This is a genomic window from Clostridium sp. 1001283B150210_160208_E6, assembly GCF_015669365.1.
Classification (GTDB): domain Bacteria; phylum Bacillota; class Clostridia; order Clostridiales; family Clostridiaceae; genus Clostridium; species Clostridium paraputrificum.
Map to the genome: position 1 here is coordinate 78,089 of NZ_JADPAA010000006.1, position 20,845 is coordinate 98,933.

27 protein-coding genes are annotated in these 20,845 nt (G+C 30.9%); 25 read left to right on the plus strand and 2 right to left on the minus strand.

What is annotated here, in order from left to right:
* Positions 1-9: 9 nt before the first annotated feature.
* From I4V16_RS08415 to I4V16_RS08490, 16 genes are all read left to right on the plus strand, one after another.
* Complete coding sequence (locus I4V16_RS08415) at positions 10-390, plus strand: NADH-quinone oxidoreductase subunit C (RefSeq protein WP_049177272.1); 381 nt, start codon at positions 10-12, stop codon at positions 388-390.
* Positions 391-404: 14 nt separating this feature from the next.
* Positions 405-1,487: a nickel-dependent hydrogenase large subunit gene (locus I4V16_RS08420; RefSeq protein ID WP_049177271.1), complete on the plus strand. Its 1,083-nt coding sequence runs from the start codon at positions 405-407 to the stop codon at positions 1,485-1,487.
* On the plus strand, positions 1,488-1,829 hold the full coding sequence (hypA, locus tag I4V16_RS08425; RefSeq protein WP_049177270.1) for a hydrogenase maturation nickel metallochaperone HypA: 342 nt from the start codon (positions 1,488-1,490) through the stop codon (positions 1,827-1,829).
* Between the two features lies 1 nt (position 1,830).
* Positions 1,831-2,481: a hydrogenase nickel incorporation protein HypB gene (gene hypB, locus I4V16_RS08430; protein WP_049177269.1), complete on the plus strand. Its 651-nt coding sequence runs from the start codon at positions 1,831-1,833 to the stop codon at positions 2,479-2,481.
* 11 nt (positions 2,482-2,492) lie between these two features.
* Positions 2,493-3,023: a Na+/H+ antiporter subunit E gene (locus I4V16_RS08435; protein WP_049177268.1), complete on the plus strand. Its 531-nt coding sequence runs from the start codon at positions 2,493-2,495 to the stop codon at positions 3,021-3,023.
* Positions 3,023-3,286 (plus strand): monovalent cation/H+ antiporter complex subunit F, encoded by a 264-nt coding sequence (locus I4V16_RS08440; RefSeq protein ID WP_027099542.1) that lies wholly within the window; start codon positions 3,023-3,025, stop codon positions 3,284-3,286. The genes I4V16_RS08435 and I4V16_RS08440 overlap by 1 nt, the downstream gene beginning before the upstream one ends.
* The gene (gene mnhG, locus I4V16_RS08445) at positions 3,283-3,630 is read left to right on the plus strand and encodes a monovalent cation/H(+) antiporter subunit G (RefSeq protein ID WP_111938051.1); all 348 of its coding nucleotides are present in this window, start codon (positions 3,283-3,285) and stop codon (positions 3,628-3,630) included. Before I4V16_RS08440 ends, mnhG begins: the two co-directional genes overlap by 4 nt.
* Complete coding sequence (locus I4V16_RS08450) at positions 3,623-3,889, plus strand: hydrogenase subunit MbhD domain-containing protein (protein ID WP_049177266.1); 267 nt, start codon at positions 3,623-3,625, stop codon at positions 3,887-3,889. Before mnhG ends, I4V16_RS08450 begins: the two co-directional genes overlap by 8 nt.
* Complete coding sequence (mbhE, locus tag I4V16_RS08455; RefSeq protein WP_053089704.1) at positions 3,886-4,176, plus strand: hydrogen gas-evolving membrane-bound hydrogenase subunit E; 291 nt, start codon at positions 3,886-3,888, stop codon at positions 4,174-4,176. The genes I4V16_RS08450 and mbhE overlap by 4 nt, the downstream gene beginning before the upstream one ends.
* Positions 4,163-4,630: an MnhB domain-containing protein gene (locus tag I4V16_RS08460; RefSeq protein ID WP_049177264.1), complete on the plus strand. Its 468-nt coding sequence runs from the start codon at positions 4,163-4,165 to the stop codon at positions 4,628-4,630. The genes mbhE and I4V16_RS08460 overlap by 14 nt, the downstream gene beginning before the upstream one ends.
* A complete protein-coding gene (locus I4V16_RS08465; protein ID WP_195572257.1) occupies positions 4,620-4,964 on the plus strand; it encodes a sodium:proton antiporter in 345 nt (114 codons plus the stop codon). The genes I4V16_RS08460 and I4V16_RS08465 overlap by 11 nt, the downstream gene beginning before the upstream one ends.
* A complete protein-coding gene (locus I4V16_RS08470; protein ID WP_195631541.1) occupies positions 4,961-6,904 on the plus strand; it encodes a proton-conducting transporter membrane subunit in 1,944 nt (647 codons plus the stop codon). Before I4V16_RS08465 ends, I4V16_RS08470 begins: the two co-directional genes overlap by 4 nt.
* A gap of 13 nt (positions 6,905-6,917) precedes the next feature.
* The gene (locus I4V16_RS08475) at positions 6,918-7,898 is read left to right on the plus strand and encodes a complex I subunit 1 family protein (protein WP_049177262.1); all 981 of its coding nucleotides are present in this window, start codon (positions 6,918-6,920) and stop codon (positions 7,896-7,898) included.
* Between the two features lie 14 nt (positions 7,899-7,912).
* Positions 7,913-8,350: an NADH-quinone oxidoreductase subunit NuoB gene (nuoB, locus tag I4V16_RS08480; RefSeq protein ID WP_243282795.1), complete on the plus strand. Its 438-nt coding sequence runs from the start codon at positions 7,913-7,915 to the stop codon at positions 8,348-8,350.
* Positions 8,350-8,808: a 4Fe-4S binding protein gene (locus I4V16_RS08485; protein WP_034867008.1), complete on the plus strand. Its 459-nt coding sequence runs from the start codon at positions 8,350-8,352 to the stop codon at positions 8,806-8,808. Before nuoB ends, I4V16_RS08485 begins: the two co-directional genes overlap by 1 nt.
* Positions 8,809-9,071: 263 nt before the next feature.
* The gene (locus I4V16_RS08490) at positions 9,072-9,593 is read left to right on the plus strand and encodes a GNAT family protein (protein ID WP_195572254.1); all 522 of its coding nucleotides are present in this window, start codon (positions 9,072-9,074) and stop codon (positions 9,591-9,593) included.
* Here I4V16_RS08490 and I4V16_RS08495 read toward each other — a convergent pair.
* Positions 9,590-9,745 carry a hypothetical protein gene (locus I4V16_RS08495; RefSeq protein WP_195572253.1) on the minus strand — a complete coding sequence of 52 codons (156 nt, stop codon included), beginning with the start codon at positions 9,743-9,745 and terminating at the stop codon, positions 9,590-9,592. The two genes, I4V16_RS08490 and I4V16_RS08495, sit on opposite strands and share 4 nt — an antisense overlap.
* A 205-nt stretch (positions 9,746-9,950) precedes the next feature.
* Here I4V16_RS08495 and I4V16_RS08500 point away from each other — a divergent pair, with 205 nt between their 5' ends.
* The 7 genes from I4V16_RS08500 to sigF all read left to right on the plus strand — a co-directional run bounded on the left by I4V16_RS08500 (position 9,951) and on the right by sigF (position 17,962).
* Positions 9,951-10,901, plus strand: a complete 951-nt coding sequence (locus I4V16_RS08500) for a DUF4003 family protein (protein ID WP_195572252.1) — start codon at positions 9,951-9,953, stop codon at positions 10,899-10,901.
* A gap of 9 nt (positions 10,902-10,910) precedes the next feature.
* Positions 10,911-11,957, plus strand: a complete 1,047-nt coding sequence (locus I4V16_RS08505) for a DNA polymerase IV (RefSeq protein WP_195572251.1) — start codon at positions 10,911-10,913, stop codon at positions 11,955-11,957.
* Positions 11,958-12,505: 548 nt separating this feature from the next.
* A complete protein-coding gene (gene trpB / locus I4V16_RS08510) occupies positions 12,506-13,672 on the plus strand; it encodes a tryptophan synthase subunit beta (RefSeq protein WP_195572250.1) in 1,167 nt (388 codons plus the stop codon).
* Positions 13,673-13,804: 132 nt separating this feature from the next.
* Positions 13,805-16,105, plus strand: coding sequence for an AAA family ATPase (locus I4V16_RS08515; RefSeq protein ID WP_049177255.1), 2,301 nt, complete (start codon positions 13,805-13,807; stop codon positions 16,103-16,105).
* Positions 16,106-16,414: 309 nt separating this feature from the next.
* A complete protein-coding gene (gene spoIIAA, locus I4V16_RS08520; protein WP_027099553.1) occupies positions 16,415-16,750 on the plus strand; it encodes an anti-sigma F factor antagonist in 336 nt (111 codons plus the stop codon).
* A gap of 13 nt (positions 16,751-16,763) precedes the next feature.
* Positions 16,764-17,195, plus strand: a complete 432-nt coding sequence (gene spoIIAB / locus I4V16_RS08525; protein WP_027099554.1) for an anti-sigma F factor — start codon at positions 16,764-16,766, stop codon at positions 17,193-17,195.
* An 11-nt stretch (positions 17,196-17,206) separates the two neighbouring features.
* A complete protein-coding gene (sigF, locus tag I4V16_RS08530; RefSeq protein ID WP_027099555.1) occupies positions 17,207-17,962 on the plus strand; it encodes an RNA polymerase sporulation sigma factor SigF in 756 nt (251 codons plus the stop codon).
* Positions 17,963-18,002: 40 nt separating this feature from the next.
* On the opposite strand, the gene I4V16_RS08535 is transcribed toward sigF, so the two are convergent.
* Positions 18,003-19,157: a 3D domain-containing protein gene (locus I4V16_RS08535; RefSeq protein WP_049177253.1), complete on the minus strand. Its 1,155-nt coding sequence runs from the start codon at positions 19,155-19,157 to the stop codon at positions 18,003-18,005.
* 191 nt (positions 19,158-19,348) lie between these two features.
* Between I4V16_RS08535 and spoVAC the strand changes: the two genes are divergently transcribed.
* Both spoVAC and spoVAD read left to right on the plus strand, forming a co-directional pair.
* Complete coding sequence (gene spoVAC, locus I4V16_RS08540) at positions 19,349-19,801, plus strand: stage V sporulation protein AC (protein WP_049177252.1); 453 nt, start codon at positions 19,349-19,351, stop codon at positions 19,799-19,801.
* Between the two features lie 15 nt (positions 19,802-19,816).
* Positions 19,817-20,842 carry a stage V sporulation protein AD gene (gene spoVAD, locus I4V16_RS08545; RefSeq protein ID WP_049177251.1) on the plus strand — a complete coding sequence of 342 codons (1,026 nt, stop codon included), beginning with the start codon at positions 19,817-19,819 and terminating at the stop codon, positions 20,840-20,842.
* Positions 20,843-20,845 lie beyond the last annotated feature (3 nt).

Consider the following 20,845-nt stretch of genomic DNA (forward strand, 5'->3'; position numbering starts at 1 on the left):
GTGAGAAGAATGCATGACTTTAATGGGATTGAAATTAAAAAAGAAGACCTGCTAGATAGTGTTAAAGCTATGTATAAGGAAAAACGAAGGCTGGTTATGATTAATGGTTACATTAATGAAAATAAGGAAAATGTAATTGCATATAACTTTGATGTTAATGGCGATATAACAACCTACTTAGTAAAAGGGGAAGAGGTGCTTCCATCTATAACTCCCATTTATTCAGCTTCAGCAAGGTGGGCAGAAGAGGAAATAGAGGAAATGATGAATATGAAGTTTGAGGGGTTAGATAGGTCTGGTAGATTATTTTTACCAGAAGAATTTAAAGATGGTGAAGGACAAATATTAGTTATGCCATTAAGTGAATTAAAGAAATATAAGGATAAATAAAAGGGGTGAGGTAAATGAGTTATGTTGTACCTTTAGGGCCTTATCATCCAGCGCTAGAAGAGCCTGTTCATGTAAAGCTTTTTACTGAGGGGGAAGAAATTAAGGATGCAAAGGTTTATATAGGATATAACCATAGAGGAATTGAAAAGTTATGTGAAGAAAGAAACCATATTCAAACAATTACACTTGTTGAAAGAGTATGTGGCATATGTTCTCATTCTCATACTTTAGCTTATTGTTTAGCTGTAGAAAAGATAGCAGGAATGGAAGTTCCTAAAAGAGGAGATTACTTAAGGGTAATTACATGTGAGCTTGAAAGACTACATTCTCATTTCTTATGGTTAGGTTTGGCTGCCCATATAATAGGGTTTGATTCATTGTTTATGATGTGTTTTGAAAAGAGAGAGAAGATAATGGACATGTTAGAAACACTATCAGGAAATAGAGTTAACTATGCAATGAATATTATAGGTGGTGCAAGAAGAGATATTAATGATGAAATTGAAAAGGATTTAAGAGAAAAGCTTAACATTTTAAAAGAAGATTTTAAAGCTATATTCGATATTTATGCTAATGATAAAACTGTAGCACTAAGAACTAAAGGAGTTGGAGTTTTAACAAATGAAGATGCCTTTATATATGGAGCTTGTGGACCACACGGAAGGGCATCGGGAATGAAGGATGATGTTAGAAAGGTTGATCCATATTGTTCTTATGATGATTTTGATTTTAAAGCTATAGTTCAAGCAGAAGGAGATGTATTCTCAAGAGCTGTTGTTAGATTACTAGAAATAGAAGAGAGTATAAAAATAATTGAACAAGCCTTAGATAATATGCCTGATACACCAATTAACTTAGGTATGAAAATGCCAAAGGTTCCAAAGGGAGAGTATTTCTCAAGAATTGAAGCACCTAGAGGTGAGGTATCATACTATGTTGTTTCTAATGGTGGACAAACTAATGGAAGAGTAAATATACATGTACCAACCTTTAAAAATGCAGCTACTGTACCAGTTATGCTTAAGGATAATACTATAGCAGATGCAGGTTTAATAGTTGCAAGTATAGACCCTTGTTTCTCTTGTTTGGATAGATAGATGCATGAATTGTCAGTTACTGAAGGTATCTTAAAAATATGCAAAGATGAAGAAAAAAAGAATAATTTTAAAAGTATAAAAGAAATAAGAATAAAGGTTGGAGAATTAACAGGGTTAGTACCTAGCTGTATAGATTACTATTTTAATGTAATAAGTAAGGATACAGTAGCAGAAGGTGCAAAGTTAATTGTAGAAAAGCTTCCAATAAAAATTGAGTGTAGAGAATGCTTATATGAAGGGGAGATACCTAAGGGAAATCATACTTGTCCTAAATGTAATTCATATAAGATAAAAATAAAGAATGGCAAGGAATTTTATGTAGACAGTTTGGAGGTTGAGTAATATGGAGATTAAGGTTGTTAAACAAATTATGGAGTGGAATGAAAATTGTCATAAAGAACTTCAAGATGAATTGAAAGAAAAGAAGGTATTTATGATTAACATAATGGGTTCTCCAGGAGCAGGAAAAACAACATTTATATTAGGTTTAATAGATGAACTTAAAAGATCAGGAATTAAAGTAGGGGTTATTGAGGGTGATATTGCAGGTAAAATAGATGCAGAAAAAATGGCTGAAAGAGGAATACCTGTAGTTCAATTAAATACAGATGGAGCTTGTCATATAGAAGCTATGTCTATAAAGAACATACTTCCACAATTTGATTTAGATGATTTAGATCTTATCATTATTGAAAATATAGGAAATCTTGTTTGTCCAGCAGAGTTTGATATAGGTGAAAGCCTTAAGGTAGCTTTACTAAGCATTCCAGAAGGTGACGACAAGGTTGAAAAGTATCCATTAATGTTTACAAGAGCAGATGCTTTAGTATTAACAAAGTATGACTTAATAAATTATTTTGAATTTAATGAGGAAAGAGTAGAGAGGAATGCATTAATAAGAAATGATGAGCTTAAGTTATTTAAGGTAAATTCTAAGAATGAAGATGATATAAAGGAATTTAAAAATTGGCTTATTTCTAAAATTGAGGAATAGGGGGAAAGGATATGAGAAATAAAAAGGGTATTTTTGCAACTTCCCTTTTTGCTTTTGTATTTTGGATTTTATTTGTATTACAAGATATAAATATATTCAAAATTGATATCCAAGAAGTAATTGTTGGATTAATAGTATCTGTAATAATTGGGTATTTTACATGTCCACTTTTTATAAAGGAAGATGGAACTTGGCTATTCAAAGAAAATAGATTCTTTAAATTAATAGCTTATATACCTTTTTATACAGTGGCTTTAATGAAAGCGAATATTGATGTGGCAAAAAGAGCTTTATCTAAAAACGTAAAGATAAATCCAGGTATAGTTAAAATTCCAACAGAGTTAGTATCAGATTATGGGTTATCAATGCTAGCAAACTCTATAACTTTAACACCTGGAACAATTGTTATGGACATTATAGAAGAGGACGGAAAAAATTATTTATATGTTCATTGGATAGATGTTGAAACTGAAGAAGAAGATAAAGCAGGAGAAATAATCAAGGGAGACTTTGAGAATAGGATAAGGGGGATTTTTAAATAATGGATATGAGTAATGATTTAATGATAGTTGCAATAATCCTATCTCTCTTATCATTAGTACTTTTATATAGAGTATTTAGGGGCCCTCACATTATAGATAGAGTAGTGGCAGCAGACTGTATAGATATAATCTTAGGTGTTGTATTAATATTATTTGGTTGTATTGAAGAGAGAAGTTTGTTTGTGGACCTTGGTCTTATAATGACATTACTTGGCTTTATTGGTACGGTGCTTATTTCTAAGTATTTGGAGGGGAAAATATGATAGTGGTAAGAATTTTAATAGATTTACTATTTGCAGTTGGAATATTCTTTACCATAGCTGGAATCGTAGGAATGATTAGAATGCCAGATACCTATTGTAGATTACAATCATCAACTAATATTGCAACTATGGGAGCTTTACCAATTGCTCTTGGATGTGCCATATATGGGTTTACTATTGGAAATTCTTCTTTAGGAATAAAGGCTTTAGTTATTATGTTCTTTTTAATTATAACTAACCCAGTGGCATCACATGCTATGACAAGAGCTGCATATAAAACAAAGGCCAAGTTATTTGAGAAGAATAAGTGTGATCACTATGGGAGGGATGAAGAGGATGAATAGTTTTGCTATATTAAATACAATTATTATCCTTGGAATGATTATTGCAGCTGCATCCCTTTTATTTATTGAGGAATTATTACCATCAATAATAGCTATGTCAATTATGGGAAGTTTTTTAGCATTAGAGTTTTTGCTATTAAAGGCACCAGATGTAGCTTTGGCAGAGGCAGCAGTAGGAGCAATACTTACTCCAATAATCTTTATAGTTACCTTAAAGAAGGTAAAAGACAAGAAAGATAATAAGGAGGAAGAAAAATGAAGAAATCAATAGGAATTCTTTCTCTTTTAGTAATAACAGCTGCATTCATTTTTGTAGGATTTAAGATGGTTGATATGCCTTCCACTTATGATGGAGCAGCAGAAATTATAGTAAATGAAACTCAAGAAAAAACAGGAGCTATAAACTCTGTTACATCAATAGTATTTGATTTCAGAGGATATGATACCCTTGGAGAATCATTTGTTTTATTTACAGCAGTTTGTGGAGCAACAGCTGTTCTAAGAAAAAGAAGAGCTAAGGGGGTAGGAAATCATGAAGAAGAATAGAAAGCAAAAAGATATAATAGTCCCTTCTTGTGCAGATTTAGTTATACCTATAACTCTTGTTCTTGGAGCATATATCATACTTCATGGGCACTTAAGTCCAGGAGGTGGATTCCAAGGAGGAGTTTTACTTACTGGTGCTATTGCCATATTCTTTATAGCATATGGAAGAGATAAAGTATTAAAAACATTTCATTTAAATAGATTAAAGACATCAGAGGATTTAGGTGCCTTAGCATTTGTTTTAGTAGGAACTTTAGGTGTTATATATGGAGCTGCCTTCTTTGGCAACGTAATTTGGAAAGGAACTTTAGGAAAATTATTTTCTTCAGGAACAATATTTTTAATGAATTTTGCTGTAGGATATAAAGTTCTTGCAGGAATTGGAGTTCTTCTTCTTATAATGATAGGCACTTTAAGAGATGATGAGGAGGAGGGACTAGAGGATGATAATTAATTATATAGGAGCTTTTCTCCTTATTGTAATTGGACTAGCTTTGATTATTTTTAAGAAGAATCTTATAAAAATAGTTATAGGTATGGGCGTTATGGATTCAGGAATAAATCTATTGCTAATTACAATTGGATTTAGAGCGGGTGGTACTGCCCCTATATTTATAAGTGATTTAAAAGATGGTGCTTTCTTTGTTGATCCTATTCCTCAAGCATTAACACTTACCTCTATAGTAATTGGAGCTTGTGTTACAGCTTTAGCATTATCTTTAGTAATAAAGATAAATGAAAGGTATGGAAGCATAGAATCTGACAAGGTAAGGAGGCTTAAAGGATGAGTAATGATTATTCAGGATATCCTTTAATAGCTATACTTACACCTTTTGTATTAGCATTTATAATAGGTCTATTTAAGGAAAAATATATAAAGATAAAGAAAGCTATTGTTGTATTGGGATGCATAGCATCATTTATTATAACAGTGCTATTAATAAAGCCTGTATTTTTAGATGGAAAGATAATAACTTATTGGCTAGGAAATTGGAAGCCTGTAGATAATATTGCTATAGGTATAGGAATGGAGGTGGATGCTCTATCTCTATTTGTAGGTTTAATAATAACAGCAGCTTGTGCATTAAGTTCCATATATTCAATTAAATATATGAGCAAGGATGATGGGCTTGGTAAGTACTATACACTATTTTTACTTTTAGCAGGTAGTATGATAGGTTTTGTATTTACTGGTGATTTATTTAATATGTATGTAATGCTAGAAATAATGACATTTGCAGCCATTGCATTAACAGCATTTAGAACTCAGAAGGATAAGGCCTTAGAAGCTGGATTTAAATATTTAGTAATTGGGGGACTAGGTTCTTCTCTAATTCTTATGGGAACAGCATTAATATATGCTCAAACTCATACTTTAAATATTGCACAAATAGCTCTAGAGCTAAATAGTGGGGGAGACAAGTTTACTCCAGTAACAATTCTAGCTTTAGCTTTATTATTAGTTGGATATGCAGTTAAATCCTTTATGGTTCCATGTCATACATGGCCACCTGATGCTCATATGTCAGCACCATCTTCAATTTCTATGTTACTTTCAGGAGTAATGAGTAAGACTGGTGTTTATGGGTTAATAAGAATATTATTTATGATATTTATGGTAAGTGGCAATAAGGCATTAGCATATCTAGTAATGATATGGGGAGCTATAACCATGGTAGTAGGAGTTTCTATGGCACTTTTACAAACAGACTTTAAGAGACTTCTTGCATTTCACTCAGTATCTCAATTAGGTTATGTAATTACTGGTATAGGTGTAGGTTTAACTGCAGCAGATGGTATTGCAAATCTAGGACTTATGGGCGGCTTATATCATATGGTTAATCATGCCTCCTTTAAGTGTTTATTGTTCCTTTGTGCAGGGGCAGTGCTTTACCGCGTGGGAACTACAGATTTAAATAAGGTTTCAGGACTTGGTAAAAGAATGCCTTTTACAGCAGTTATGTTTTTTATAGGAGCAGCAGCAATTAGTGGTATACCTCCATTTAATGGCTTTGCCTCTAAGTGGATATTGTATCAATCTACTTCAGAAACGCAAATACCAATAATAACAATTGTAGAACTTATAGTTTCTGTTCTTACATTAGCTTCATTTATTAAAGTTGGACATTCTGTTTTCTTTGGAGCTGAGAGAGAGGAACTAAAAGAAGTAAAAGAAGTTCCATTTACTATGAAGTTACCGATGGGAATATTAGCATTAATATGCTTTGTTTTTGGTATATGTTCTAATTATGTTATTAAAGGAATATTAGTGCCTATCGTTGAGGCTATAAGAAATGTTCCTAAATATATAGATAATATGCTATTAGGAGATTTGTCATTATTACATCTTGAGAATTATACAAAGAGTGATTTGGATTTTGCCTTTAGAGGAGAATATAATCCAGAGTCATTTTTAATACTTTTCTTTATAGGAGTAATAGCTATAATTATAGCAATGACTTTTGGAATTCATAAGCTTGGTAAATGTAGAGTTGAAAGTAGCTCTTTAGAAGGAGCAATGGATACCAAATATGAAGTCTTTACAGGGGGAGAAAAAGAAGAATTCTCAAAGGTTGGACCTCATGATTTATTCTGGGGTATGAAACATGATTTTAAAGGATATTTCAATAGATTAAGTAATGCCCATTCAGGAGTTGTTAATGATTATGCACTTTGGGTAGTTGTAAGCATGGCAGTTATAATAATCTATTGCTTTATAACATTATAGGGGGTGAGTAGATATGGAAATAGCTAAATTTATTTTTCATGTATTAATTTTTCCAGGAGGATTATTTGCAATAGCTATGGCATTACTTATGTCTGGAATAGATAGAAAGCTTGTTGCTAAAATGCAATTAAGACAAGGACCTCCACTACTTCAACCATTTTATGATTTTATAAAGCTATTAGGTAAGGATGTAATAGTTCCAAGAAATGCACTTAGAAAAGCCTTTCTTTTAGCACCTATAGTTGGACTAGCTAGTGTGTTAATAATACCTATATTTATTCCTATGTATCAAGAGGCTTTTATAAATAGTACAGCTGATATTATAGTTATAATATATCTTTTAACAATACCAGCAGTAATGTTAGTAGTAGGCGGAAGTTCTTCATCTTCTCCATTAGCTGGAATAGGAGCTTCAAGAGAAGTTGTAACAATGCTTGCTTATGAATTACCTATGGTTATGTCTATACTTGCAGTTTGCAAAAAGGCAGGAGCATTTATGGGAACTAACGTAAGTTTTTCACTATTAGGTATACAAGGATTTCAAGTAGCTGATGGAATGGGATTATTTCATATAACACTAATACCAGCAGCCATAGCATTTTTAATGGTTATTCCAGCCGAAGTAGGTGTTGTACCATTTGATATGGCTGAAGCTGAAACAGAAATTTGTGAAGGACCTTTAGTAGAGTATAGTGGATTATACTTAGCTTTATATAAACTAACAAGTCATATTAAGGCATTTATTATGTCAGGATTATTTGTAGCACTATTCTTAGGTGGAAAAGGTATAGGAGTCACTGGAAATGATACTTTAAATATAATACTGAATGTAATATTATTCTTGATTTTAACACTTGTTGTTATGTTTATATCTATAACTTTAGTTAGAGCTATAGCTGGAAGATTTAAAATTAATCAAGGATTAAAGTTCTTTTGGACAGTACCAGCTGTGTTATCTTTAATAAGCTTCTTGGCTATTACATTAGCTATGTGATTGGAGGGATTTAAATGGGGTTAATGAGTTTAAGTAAAGAGAAGTCTCCTTGGATATATCATTTAAACACAGGTTCATGTAATGGGTGCGATATAGAGTTAGTAGCACTTTTAGGGCCAAGATATGATGTGGAAAGGTTTGGAGTAAAGCTTACAGGAAGCCCAAAGCATGCAGATATCGTTATAGTAACAGGACCAGTTACAACACAGTCTAGAGAAAGAATGCTAAGAGTTTTATCACAGGTTCCAGAGCCTAAGGTGGTTATGTCTATAGGATCTTGTCCAATGTCTTGTAATGTGTTTAAGGGAAGTTACTCAGTAGATGGTCCTTTAGATAAATGGACAAAAGTTGATGTGGTTGTAGGTGGGTGTGCACCAAAGCCAGAAGCAATTATTCAGGGGTTAGTTGAAGCTGTTAAGATATTAAAAGATAAAAGAGGAGGGGATAAATAATGATACCTTATTTAAAGGAAGCAATAGGAAATTTATTTAAACCTTCAGTAACATCTAAGTTTCCAGAGAAACCAGTAGAAACTCCTAAGAATTATAGGGGAAGAATAAGTTTTAATGCAGATCAGTGTATTGGATGTGGAATGTGTATAAGAGTTTGCTCACCAGGTGCCATAACTAAAACTCAAAAGCCAGTGGAAGGTGGACAAGAGATAACAATGGAGTTTGATTTAAGTTCCTGTACTTTTTGTGGTATGTGTAGTGATTTTTGTCCTAAAAAGACAATTACACTTACTGGAGATTCTCAAATGGTAGAACTAGATAAGAATAATTTTAAAGTTAGTGGATCTTTTATTAAGAAAGCTCCACCGAAACCAACACCAGAGCAATTAAAGAAAATAGCAGAAGCTAAAAAAGCAGCTGCAGAAAAGAAAGCCTTAGAAAATAAAGTTACAAGTTAAAAAAGGTAGGGTGGATATTTATTTTACTTGTTAGAAGAGTGCTATTTAGCACTCTTTTTTTGGAATTAAAAGTAATTAAATTGAATTAAAAGTTAATAAAAGTAATTTAATAACATCATATAGTAAAAGGTATATAAATACACCAAAAGAGAGATAAAATGAGATAAACTACTGTGGATATGATTTCAATAAGATACAAAATTTTACTAAAGTTTAAATTGTAAGTATAATCCTATATGATTATGAGATCATGGAGGGATAAAATGATGTATAAGGATATAAATCTTCAACAGGAGATTTATAGACAAGACGTATACAAATTAATGGACTGGTTAAGAGATGATGAAGTAAGCCGTTATTTAAATGAAGAAAAAGGAATAGTAAATTCATTAGATTATTTATTAAGAGCTTCAACAGTTCCTGTACTAACACCATATTTTAGTCAAGGAGGACCTTTCTATATAATAGAATATAAGAAAGATTCTGTAGGATATCTTAAATTGGTTCCCAAAGGTAAGATAGTAGAAATAGTTATAGCTATAGGAAATAAAGAAAAGTGGGGACAAGGAATAGGTACACTAGCTTTGAAGAAAGGTATTTCAGAAGCTTTTTTAAGTTATAGGGCAAATGAGATAGTAGCAAAAATTCATCATAATAACATTAGGTCAAAAAAAATATTTAAAAAAGTTGGATTTACAATGGAAGATACATTAAAAGTTGAAAATTTGTATTCTTTAACATTTGATGATTATATAAAGGGATATAGTAAAGAGAGGATTAGTTAAAATCCTCTCTTTTTTGCTTCAGCTCCACTTTCATTTATTCCTGGTTTTTCTACAGTGGTATTAAAACTACTTTTTCCATATTGACCTTGAGATTTAACTCCATTTCTTAAATAATCTTTTTTATCATAATCTCTGTTATTATTATTATCCAAAATAATCACCTCTTAATCTTATTCTGTATTAGTATGTGAAGAAAAAGTTTTTTTAAACAAAAGTATATATGTCATTAAGTTGAAATATTTAGTAGTTAGAATAAATATAAAGGAAATTAAGATTTTCTTATAAATTTAACTAGATAAATATAGTATAATAGTAGTGGGTTAATATGAAATTTAACTTGTAAAGAGAGGAAATGCTATGAAAGAATCACTTATAGAGTTATGTAATAGAGTAATAAATAATTATAAGAAATCAAAAGAAGATTTTAGATATGATGGGGAATATATAAATCATTTTGCATCATTAATTTATGGAAATAGAAATAAGGAAGTACCTACAAAAAGAATAAAAGAAATAAGATCATTTATAAAAAATAATACATCAAGAATGTCTTATTTTAGGGGAGATATTCTATATATATTATCATTTTTAATAGGTAACGAAGAAAATTGGGAAAACATTACTGAAAAAATAATTTTAGTATATGAAGAATTAATAGAAAAAGGGTTTAAAGAAAGCCATTATTTGGTGTTAACATCTTATGCAATAGTAAAGTATTCTAAAGGGAAAGACCTTAACTATATAATTAATAAAACACATTATATATATGAGGACATGAAGCAAAAATATGATAACGTTACCAATGAAGAGGATCATCTTCAATGTGCCTTATTAGCATTAAATGATATTAATACTGGTGAGTTATATTTGAAAATGAAAGGCGTATTTGAACTAATTTCAGACTTTGATATGTTTTCAAGAAATAGTGTACAAGGACTTGCAATGACAGTTTTATTAAATAAAAAAGTAGAAGACTTGAATATTATATATAACTTATTGAAAGAATTTGAAAATAGGGATATAAAAATTAGTCATCAATTTTTATCTATAATAGGTATGATTAATGTAGAAGATGGTGTCCAAAGATATGTGGACAAAGTAGAAATGGTTATAGATTATTTATGTGAGGTAGAATCACAGTATGAGTTTTATATGGATAGAAGCTTTAGAGCCTTCATAGCTATTATGCTTATAGAATTCTCAAAAGAAGTAGAAGAGGAGAGATATCTAGAGGAACTATTATCTATGGGAGTATATTCTTTTTTAGTAAGTAAGAATCAAGGAGTATTCTCGGAGGTATTAGCCTAAGTTTAACTTATGGATAGAATAATTTTGCATGTTGATATGGATGCATTCTTTGCATCAGTAGAACAATTAGATAACCCAAGCCTAAGAGGAAAGCCTGTAATTGTAGGCGGAGTAAGTGAGAGAGGTGTAGTTTCTACATGCTCTTATGAGGCAAGAAAATATGGTGTACATTCTGCTATGCCTGGATTTATGGCTAGAAGCAAATGTCCAATGGGAATCTTTTTACCTGTAAGATATGGCAGATATAAAGAGATTTCTAATAAAATTTTTGATATTTTTAAAGAGATAACACCAGTTATAGAACCTTTATCTATAGATGAAGCTTTTCTAGATATAACAGACACTGATTTTAAGGATGGAAAAAGAGTGGCGTTATACATAAAGGATAGGGTAAAAAAGGAAATAGGATTAAACCTATCTATAGGTATTTCATATAACAAGTTTTTAGCAAAGCTTGCATCTGATTGGAATAAACCAAACGGAATTATGGAAATAAGGGAAGATATGATTCCAGATATTTTATTACCTTTATCTATTTCTAAAATACATGGCTTAGGAAAAAAATCAGTTGGAAAGCTAAATAATATGGGGATATTTACTGTTCAGGATTTATATTTACTTCCTAGGGAGTTTTTCCATAGTTATTTAGGGAAGTCAGGTATAGATATTTATAATAGAATTAGAGGGATAGATGACAGAGAAGTACAAGTAACTAGGGAAAGAAAATCTGTAGGAAAAGAAAGAACTTTAAAGTTTAATACATCAGATAAAGATGAATTATTAGTTTACTTAAAAGACTTTTCAGAAGAAATTAGTAGAATATTAGCTAGTAAAAATATGATGGGAAAGACTATAACTTTAAAATATAAAACTGGAGAATTTGAAAATCATACAAGAAGTAAAACTTTAAATAAATATATATATACAAGTGAGGATATTTATTCTGTATGTAGGGAACTTTTAGAGCTAGAAGATTTAAAAGACGAGTTAAGATTAATAGGATTAAGTGTATCTTCATTTAAAGAAACAGAAATAGAACAATTATCATTATTTTAAAAAAGTAGTTGCAAATATTTTGTTAAATTAATATAATAATAGAAAATAAAGTAAAATCAGTAACTGAAGAAAGTACTTATAGGTAAATGGTTAAGCGAGCCGTCGTTTGGTGAAAGGTACGGAACAGGAGCTTTTAAGGAATGGGCTTTGGTAGATGCGATGTGAAATTATTTTATAAGAGTAGCTTAGCCGTTTTCAAACGTTACATTGATAGGATATAAAATGTTAAGTTGTATCTAAAAAGAGGGAAACAATAAAACTGTTTCTAAATATGGGTGGCACCACGAGTCTATCGTCCCAACAGGATGATAGGCTCTTTTTAACGTCTAGAAATGTATAAAGAATTTTTAGTGGCAAATATTTATGGATACAGGTCTTGAGTGGTGAAAATATGTTAAGACGTTAAAAATAAAAATTATAGTGCCACCGCAGAACGCCAAAAGCAAGTTTTGGAACCTGTGGTATGGCTCAAAAAAATCGACGACTCAGCAAGCTTGTCTTGACGATTTTTTTATTATATGCAAAAAAAATTTGGGGAGGAAAGAAAAATGGAAAAATATTATGGAAAGTATGGTGGACAATATGTCCCAGAAAATGCATTAAAGGCATTAAATTCTTTAGAGGAGGCATTTATAAAATATAAGGATGATCCTAATTTTAAGGAAGAATATAATTATTATTTAAAACAATATGTTGGTAGAGAAAATCCTTTATATTTTGCACAAAGGCTTACAGATTATGTTGGGGGCTGTAAAATTTATTTAAAAAGAGAAGATTTAAATCATACAGGAGCTCATAAAATAAATAATGTTTTGGGGCAAATGTTATTAGCAAAGAGAATGGGAAAGAAAAAAGTAATAGCTGAAACTGGGGCAGGTCAACATGGTGTTGCAACAGCTACAGTTGCAGCATTAATGGGGATGGATTGTACTATTTACATGGGTGAAGAGGATATGAGAAGACAAGCACTTAATGTATTTAGAATGGAGCTTTTAGGAGCAAAAGTAGTAGCTGCTACAAAAGGTACAAGAACCTTAAAGGAAGCTGTTGACTTAGCAATAGAGGAATGGGTTAAAGATGTAGACAATACATTTTATGTTTTAGGATCAGCTGTTGGGCCACATCCATATCCAGCAATGGTAAAAGAATTTCAAAAGATTATAAGTATTGAAGCTAAAAGGCAAGGACTTGAGGCAGAAGGAAAGTTACCAGTAGCTGTTATAGCTTGTGTTGGTGGAGGAAGTAATGCTATTGGAGCCTTTGCAGAATTTATTGAAGAGGAAAATGTAGAGTTAATAGGAGTTGAAGCAGCTGGTAAAGGCGTAGATACTGATTTAAATGCAGCAACTATGAGAAATGGAAAAGATGCAGTAGTACATGGAATGAAAACAAAATGTATAGTTGATGAAAAAGGTGAAGCAAGAGAAGTATATTCTATATCTGCAGGACTAGATTACCCAGGGGTAGGGCCAGAACATGCATACCTTAAAGATATTGGAAGGGCAAAATATGTACCATGTACAGATGAAGAAGCTTTAGAAGCATTTAAAATACTATCAAGACTTGAGGGAATTATACCTGCAATTGAAAGTTCACATGCAGTATCATATGCTTTAAAGTATGCTAAGAATAAAAATAAAGAGGATTATATAATAGTGAATTTATCAGGAAGAGGAGATAAAGACGTCCAAGAATTGATGAGTAAAATAAAATGATATAAAAATATTTGATAAATTGATATCTAAATTACCTCATTAAGAATACTAATATAGTAGACTACTAAATAAAGGAGGGAACTACTTGAGTAATACTGTAGAATATAGCAGTTTCTAAAGTGGGCAATTAAAATGAAGAGAGAGTTAACTCCAAATGAGGTACTATTTAATGTGGACTTAAATGAGGGTGATGATAATAAAATTAGACTCAAGGATATTCCCGAAATAACCTCTGCTTATGAAAAAATAAAGAGAGCTATCAGTATTGATGAAGAAGGTTATAACTTATATATAATAGACTCCTTCTCTAAGGATAAGTTAGAAAATTTAACTAAGTTTATAGAAAATTTGTACAAAAGTGCAGAAGCACCAAAGGATATTTGTTACGCTACTATAAATGATCCTAAGAGACCAGAGCCTATTTTTTTAACTAATGGAAAGGGTGCTAAACTAAAAGAAACTATAGAGAATATTAAGAATAGTTATTATGAAGTGGCTATGGAATTTTATAATACATCTTCTGAATCAGAAAAAGATAGTATAATAGATGATGTTCATAGCAAAAGAACAACCTATATTGGTGAATTAATGGAGATGGCTAAAATAGACGGCTTCGATGTTAAGGCCACTAATGGAGGCTTTGCGTTTATTCCTTTAAAAGAAGGAGAAGCAATGACAGAAAAGGAATATGATGAATTATCAGAAGAAAATAAGGATTCTATAGTTTTAAAGGCATCTAATTTAAAGAAAAAAGCAGAAGTTGTTTTGGAGAAACTTAAAGATATAGAGCTTACCTCTATGAAGAGGCTAAAAGGTATATATGCTGAATTCATGGATGTAGAAATGGAAGATGAAAAAGAAGATTGCTTATTAAATTTTATAGATGATGATGATGCTTATGAATACCTTGAAAAGGTATTTTATAGTATAGAGAAAGAACTAGTTGATTGCTATACTATGAATGTAGAGGATGATGAGTCAGATATTAATGAAGTATTAGATAAGTATGATATATCAGTATTAGTAGATAACACAAATAATAAAAACCCTAGAGTTATCTATGAAGAAGATCCTAATGTGACTAACTTATTTGGAAATATAGAATATGAGAATCATAATGGACTTTACTCAACTGATTTATCTTTAATAAATCCCGGCTCAATGCTTCAAGCTAACGAAGGATGTGTCATAATTAGATTAAATCAATTGGCAATGAATAATTATAGTTATTATTATTTGAAGAAGACCTTAATGTCTGGAAAGGTAAGTATAGATTCATCTAGAGGATATCTAGATATTATCTCCATTAATGGAGTTAAACCTAAAGCTGTGCCTGTAAATGTAAAGGTAATTTTAATTGGCGACTATGAGAGCTATGATATTTTATATAATGCAGATGAGGATTTTAAATCATTATTCCCAATAAGAGTTGAGTTTTCTAATTACGTGAAGAATCAACCTATAAAAGGAAAAGTTTTAAAAGATTATATTTTGGATAGAGGGAAAAAGCATTATATAAATAAAGTAAGTGATGATGCAATAAAAGAAATAATTAAATATTTATCTAGAGTGGCAGAATGTAGAGGCAAGATATGTATTGAAGATAAAAATATAGACAGACTTCTTATATTAGCAAATAATATTGTTGAACTAGATGGTAGAGAAATTATATCTGATAAGGACATAAGAGATGTTGCATATGAAAAGTCCTTAATTGAAGATGAGATACTAGAGATGTATGAAGATAGTAAGATAATTTTAACACTAAGTGGCGAGAAAGTTGGAGCTATAAATGGACTTGCTGTATTAAGTTCTGGATATTTTACTTTTGGAAAGCCTATGAGACTTACCTGTGTAGCATGTAAAGGTGAAGGTAAGATATTAGATATTCAAAAGGAAAGTAACATGTCAGGAAGTATCCATGAAAAATCTATAAATATCTTAAGTGGATTACTAAGTAATTTAATAATTCCTTATGAAAAGTTGCCTGTAGATTTTCATTTAAGCTTTGAACAAACCTATGGACAAATAGATGGTGATAGTGCCTCAGTTGCAGAAATACTTTGCATACTTTCATCTTTAAGTAAGGTTGGAATAAAGCAGAATATTGCAGTTACAGGGTCTATAAATCAATTTGGAGAGGTTCAAGCTATAGGTGGAGTAAACGAAAAGATAGAAGGATTCTACAAGGTTTGCAAACTATTAGATGATACGAAAGATAAGGGAGTATTAATTCCTATAACTAATAGTGAGGATTTAGTTCTTAATAAGGAAGTTGAAGAAGCTATAGAAAAGGGTGAGTTCCATATTTATACAATGGAGAACTTACAGGATGCTATAGAAGTTATGATGTTAGACAATAAAACATCATATAAAGATTTATTTAAGATAATAGAAAAAGAAGTTGAGAAGTATAAGGGGAAATCTAAATAGAAATATTTAAAGGGATTGTATCAAAAATGTTGTTTTTGATACGATCCTTTTTAACTTATAATTTCTTTACCTTTAGTACAATTAATCAATGTGACAATAGAAAGTGGAAAGTCGAAACATCTGTAGGGATATAATGGTGTAACAATGTGAAAAATAAAGATTTTATTATTAAAATATATTATATTACAGAAAATAGGAATAAAATTACATGTAAACATTGACTTAACATAATTATATATGCTAAAATATGGAAAAAGGGCCTGAGGAGGAGGTGAAGTACTCTAAGGAAATCTTTAGAGTAAATTATATATGTATCTAAAGTTTGAAAAAAGTAATAATACGCTAATAGCAAACTTAATTGGAGAATTAGATCATCATAGTGCAGAAGAAGTAAGAGCAAAGATAGATGATAGAATAGAAAGAGAAAATGCTCAAAGGTTAATTTTAAACTTTGGTGGAGTAACATTCATGGATAGCTCCGGTATAGGAGTAGTTGTTGGAAGATTTAAGAAGATGACGTCTAGAGGTGGTGCTCTGTGCGTTGTTGATGTAAGTAGAGGAGTTAACAGAGTATTTGAATTGTCTGGGTTATTTAAAATTATCAATCACTATAGAGATGTTGATGAAGCATTGAAGTGCATTTGATGGAGGGGTTTTCATGTATGATAATAAGATAAAAATTGAATTTGAAAGTAAGTCCCAAAATGAGGGCTTTGCAAGAGTAGCAATAGCAGCATTTGTTTCTCAACTAGATCCAACAATAGAAGAAATTACAGATGTAAAAACAGCAGTATCAGAAGCTGTTACAAACTCTATAATTCATGGATATGAAAATAAAAAGGATGGAATAGTTGTTATAGAAGCAATGTTGTCTGGTAATGACATAACTATAATTATTTCAGATAATGGTAAAGGAATTAAAGATGTAAGTCAAGCTAGAGAACCATTATTTACATCTAGACCAGATTTAGAAAGATCAGGGATGGGTTTCACCGTAATGGAAACATTTATGGATAGCCTTCAAGTTGAAAGCCAAGAAGGAAGAGGTACAAGGGTGGTATTAAAGAAGAAATTTGATTCAGTAAGTTAGGTGAAAAAAAGATGGAGAAAGGGAATTTTAAACGAGAGGAATACAATTATGATGATAACTCTCAGCTACTTCCATTAGCTAAGGCTGGAGATGAAGTAGCGATGAATAGACTTATAGAAATGAACCTTCCACTTGTATCTTCATTAAGTAAAAAGTTTTTAAATAGAGGATATGATTATGAGGATATATTTCAAATTGGCTCTATAGGGTTAGTCAAAGCAATAAAAAACTTTGATGCATCATTTAATGTGAAATTTTCTACTTATGCAGTTCCAATGATTGTAGGGGAAATCAAAAGATTTCTAAGAGATGACGGGATGATAAAAGTAAGTAGAAATATTAAAAGTCTTGCAAGAAAGATTCATTTCGATAAGGAAGAATTAACAAAACAGCTAGACAGAGAACCAACAATTGAGGAATTATCTGAGTATTCAGGTATAGAAAAAGAAGATTTAGTTTTTGCTGTTGAATCAGCATCTAGTTTACAATACTTATATGATACTATACATCAGGACGATGGAGCACCTGTATTGCTTATAGATAAGTTAAGTGAAAAAGGTGTAGAAGATAACGATATGATTGATAAAATTGCACTTAAAGAAGCATTAAGATCCCTAGATGAGAAGTCTAGACAAATAATTATGCTGAGATATTTTAAAGATAAAACTCAAGTGCAAGTAGCAAAGATGCTAGGAATAAGCCAAGTTCAGGTATCTAGAATTGAAAAGAAAGTTTTAAATGTAATGAGAGATAAATTACAGGATTAAAAAAGGTTGTTGCTAAAAGCGACAACCTTTTTTAATTCTGCTACCATTCTCCAGGATAAGCAATTACATGAACTGTAACATTTCTTCTTCCAAAGGCATAACATTCTTCTCTTGTATTCATAAATAAGTCTATTTTCATTTGTTTAATTGCTCCACCAGTATCTGCTGCTATAGCATATCCATACCCAGGAATATATAATTTACTACCTAAAGGAATAACAGTCTTATCTACAGCTACTGTACTTAGTCCATTAGGGTCTCTAACAGGTTTTGTACCCATAGCAGTAATTCCGTGACCATAATAAGCAGTTGCTTCCATTTGATAAGTTGCTTTATAAGAAGTATTACTATCATCGTTTGATGAATTAGAATTATTATTCATTAATGATAAATTATATTGTGCTTCTGATATAGCAGAATTTATTTTTGATTTTACAGAAGCGGTAGATATCTGTGGTAATAATCCTTTTAAATTAATAATTGCATCATTAAGTTGGCTATAAGTAGGATTATCTGAATAAACTATAGATAATTGATGAGAGATTAATTTTTCTTCATTTTCTTTTATCTTATTAGCAATCTTCTCTTTTTCATTTAATAAGTCTACCTTCTTTTTATCAACTTCAGCTTTCTTTTCTTTTGTTAAAGAAAGTTTTTCATTAATATCTTTATTTATAGCTTGAAGATTTTCTTGTTTATGCTTAATAGCTTCTGAAGACTCTTCTAGTTCTGACATTTTTGTTTTATTATCTTCTATAAGTTTTTTGTCCATTTTAATTATAGATTGGTAAGCATAAAGCCTGTCTGACATTTCGGAAAAACTATTAGATTCTAGTAAAGATAGTAAAACTGTAATATTTCCAGTACTACCGCTCTTATACATTTCTCTTATTCTATGAGAAAGAATCTCCTCATTTTCTGATATTTCAATTTTTAAACCCTCTATTTTATCTTCAATAGTTTCTATTTCTTTTTTAGTCTTTTGTATTTCAAGTTCGTTATTCTTTATATCTTTTTCAATGCTATATATTTCATCATTTAGAGTTGAAATTTCATTATCTATATCTTTTAGAGAAGATGAAATTTCATTAAAATCACTTCTGTTTTGATCTAATTCTTTTGTAGCAAAAGCTCTTGAAGATATACTAAATACAAAAAATATACTCAAAAATAAAGTAAAGACTTTTTTCTTCATAACTATCTCCTTTAAAATTTAGATTTTCAATATTAAAGCAAATAAGCTTATTATATTATTTTTATGATAACATATTCACAAAAAAAGGACAAAGGTTAGTAATAGTGGTTATTTTACCATAAACTTTCTGATTTAGAATGGATTTTTTACAAATACTATGAGTAGCAATTCTAAAAGGAGTGTGACAATTTATGGTCAGAGAAAGAAGTATTATTCAAAGGTTTCAGACCTTAGAGAAGGAAGTAGAGCCTAAACCACAGATAGTAAAAAATTGCATAAGAGCATTTTTAGTTGGAGGATTAATATGTGATTTAGGTCAAGTTATAATGACTGTTTTAAAGAATTATGATTTTTCAAAGGATGAGATAGGAGCTATAACATCAATTTGCATGGTTTTCTTAGGAGCATTACTTACAGGTGTTGGAATATACGATAAAATTGCAGCTTATGCTGGTGCTGGAACAGTAGTGCCTATAACTGGATTTTCTAATGCTATAGTAGCACCGGCCATTGAATTCAAAAAGGAAGGTTTTGTTTTTGGAGTTGCTGCAAAAATGTTTACCATTGCTGGACCGGTTCTGGTTTATGGAGTTGGATCATCGGTTATTGTAGGAATTGTTTATTATATAATTACTAAACTTTAAAGAGGAGGTATTGAAATGGGTATGCAATCAATTAAGAGAAGAGGGACACAAACTATAGAGTTATCTCATCCTCCTAAAATAATTTCAACTTATTCTGTGGTAGGACCTAAGGAAGGGCAAGGACCATTAAAGACATACTTTGATGAAGTATTAAATGATGATACATGTGGAAAAGATAGTTATGAAAAAGCAGAAAGTGATATGATGTTTAATGCAATAAAAGAATCTATAAAAAGAGCAGGATTACAACAGAGTGATATAAATTATTTATTTGCAGGAGATTTATTAAATCAAATAATATCATCAAGCTTTGCTGCAAGAGAATTTGAAATACCTTTCTTTGGCCTTTATGGAGCCTGTTCAACAATGTCAGAATCTTTAAGTTTGGCATCATTAATTATGGATGGAGGTTTTGCAGATTATGTTATAGCAGCAACATCTTCACATTTTAGTGCAGCTGAAAGACAATTTAGATTTCCTTTAGAGTATGGAGCTCAGAGATCTCAAACAGCTCAGTGGACTGTAACAGGTGCAGGAGCTATGGTTCTAGGAAAAGAAGGAGATTTTCCAGAGGTAAGATATGTTACAACTGGTCTTGTAAAAGATTATGGTGTTATGGATGCTAACAATATGGGAGCTGCAATGACACCAGCAGCAGTAGATACAATTTATAAGCACTTTAAAGATACAGGAAGAACACCAAAGGATTATGATATCATTGCAACTGGTGACCTTGGAAGAGTAGGAAAACAAATGACTGATAAGCTTTTGTTGGAATACGGATATGATATGAGAGATAACCATATTGATTGTGGAGATATTATATTTAATAGTGAAGCACAAAATACTGATGCAGGTGGAAGTGGATGTGGATGTTCTGCTGTAGTTGCTTCAGGATATTTATATAAGAAATTAATGAGAAAAGAAATAAAGAGTGTTTTATTAGTATCAACAGGAGCGTTAATGAGCACAACTTCTTCTCTTCAAGGAGAAAGTATTCCAGGAATTGCTCATGCTGTTGCTATTGAAATGAATCAATAAGGA

Coding starts and splice junctions, on each gene's coding strand:
- I4V16_RS08515 (WP_049177255.1), top strand. CDS start 13,805: ATGAAGAGAGAGTTAACTCCAAATGAGGTACTATTTAATGTGGACTTA.
- I4V16_RS08450 (WP_049177266.1), top strand. CDS start 3,623: ATGAATAGTTTTGCTATATTAAATACAATTATTATCCTTGGAATGATT.
- I4V16_RS08505 (WP_195572251.1), top strand. CDS start 10,911: ATGGATAGAATAATTTTGCATGTTGATATGGATGCATTCTTTGCATCA.
- hypA (WP_049177270.1), top strand. CDS start 1,488: ATGCATGAATTGTCAGTTACTGAAGGTATCTTAAAAATATGCAAAGAT.
- I4V16_RS08465 (WP_195572257.1), top strand. CDS start 4,620: ATGATAATTAATTATATAGGAGCTTTTCTCCTTATTGTAATTGGACTA.
- spoIIAA (WP_027099553.1), top strand. CDS start 16,415: ATGTATCTAAAGTTTGAAAAAAGTAATAATACGCTAATAGCAAACTTA.
- spoVAC (WP_049177252.1), top strand. CDS start 19,349: ATGGTCAGAGAAAGAAGTATTATTCAAAGGTTTCAGACCTTAGAGAAG.
- I4V16_RS08420 (WP_049177271.1), top strand. CDS start 405: ATGAGTTATGTTGTACCTTTAGGGCCTTATCATCCAGCGCTAGAAGAG.
- I4V16_RS08440 (WP_027099542.1), top strand. CDS start 3,023: ATGGATATGAGTAATGATTTAATGATAGTTGCAATAATCCTATCTCTC.
- I4V16_RS08500 (WP_195572252.1), top strand. CDS start 9,951: ATGAAAGAATCACTTATAGAGTTATGTAATAGAGTAATAAATAATTAT.
- I4V16_RS08435 (WP_049177268.1), top strand. CDS start 2,493: ATGAGAAATAAAAAGGGTATTTTTGCAACTTCCCTTTTTGCTTTTGTA.
- hypB (WP_049177269.1), top strand. CDS start 1,831: ATGGAGATTAAGGTTGTTAAACAAATTATGGAGTGGAATGAAAATTGT.
- I4V16_RS08460 (WP_049177264.1), top strand. CDS start 4,163: ATGAAGAAGAATAGAAAGCAAAAAGATATAATAGTCCCTTCTTGTGCA.
- mnhG (WP_111938051.1), top strand. CDS start 3,283: ATGATAGTGGTAAGAATTTTAATAGATTTACTATTTGCAGTTGGAATA.
- sigF (WP_027099555.1), top strand. CDS start 17,207: ATGGAGAAAGGGAATTTTAAACGAGAGGAATACAATTATGATGATAAC.
- I4V16_RS08485 (WP_034867008.1), top strand. CDS start 8,350: ATGATACCTTATTTAAAGGAAGCAATAGGAAATTTATTTAAACCTTCA.
- spoVAD (WP_049177251.1), top strand. CDS start 19,817: ATGGGTATGCAATCAATTAAGAGAAGAGGGACACAAACTATAGAGTTA.
- spoIIAB (WP_027099554.1), top strand. CDS start 16,764: ATGTATGATAATAAGATAAAAATTGAATTTGAAAGTAAGTCCCAAAAT.
- I4V16_RS08490 (WP_195572254.1), top strand. CDS start 9,072: ATGATGTATAAGGATATAAATCTTCAACAGGAGATTTATAGACAAGAC.
- I4V16_RS08535 (WP_049177253.1), bottom strand. CDS start 19,157: ATGAAGAAAAAAGTCTTTACTTTATTTTTGAGTATATTTTTTGTATTT.
- nuoB (WP_243282795.1), top strand. CDS start 7,913: ATGGGGTTAATGAGTTTAAGTAAAGAGAAGTCTCCTTGGATATATCAT.
- trpB (WP_195572250.1), top strand. CDS start 12,506: ATGGAAAAATATTATGGAAAGTATGGTGGACAATATGTCCCAGAAAAT.
- I4V16_RS08470 (WP_195631541.1), top strand. CDS start 4,961: ATGAGTAATGATTATTCAGGATATCCTTTAATAGCTATACTTACACCT.
- I4V16_RS08415 (WP_049177272.1), top strand. CDS start 10: ATGCATGACTTTAATGGGATTGAAATTAAAAAAGAAGACCTGCTAGAT.
- I4V16_RS08475 (WP_049177262.1), top strand. CDS start 6,918: ATGGAAATAGCTAAATTTATTTTTCATGTATTAATTTTTCCAGGAGGA.
- mbhE (WP_053089704.1), top strand. CDS start 3,886: ATGAAGAAATCAATAGGAATTCTTTCTCTTTTAGTAATAACAGCTGCA.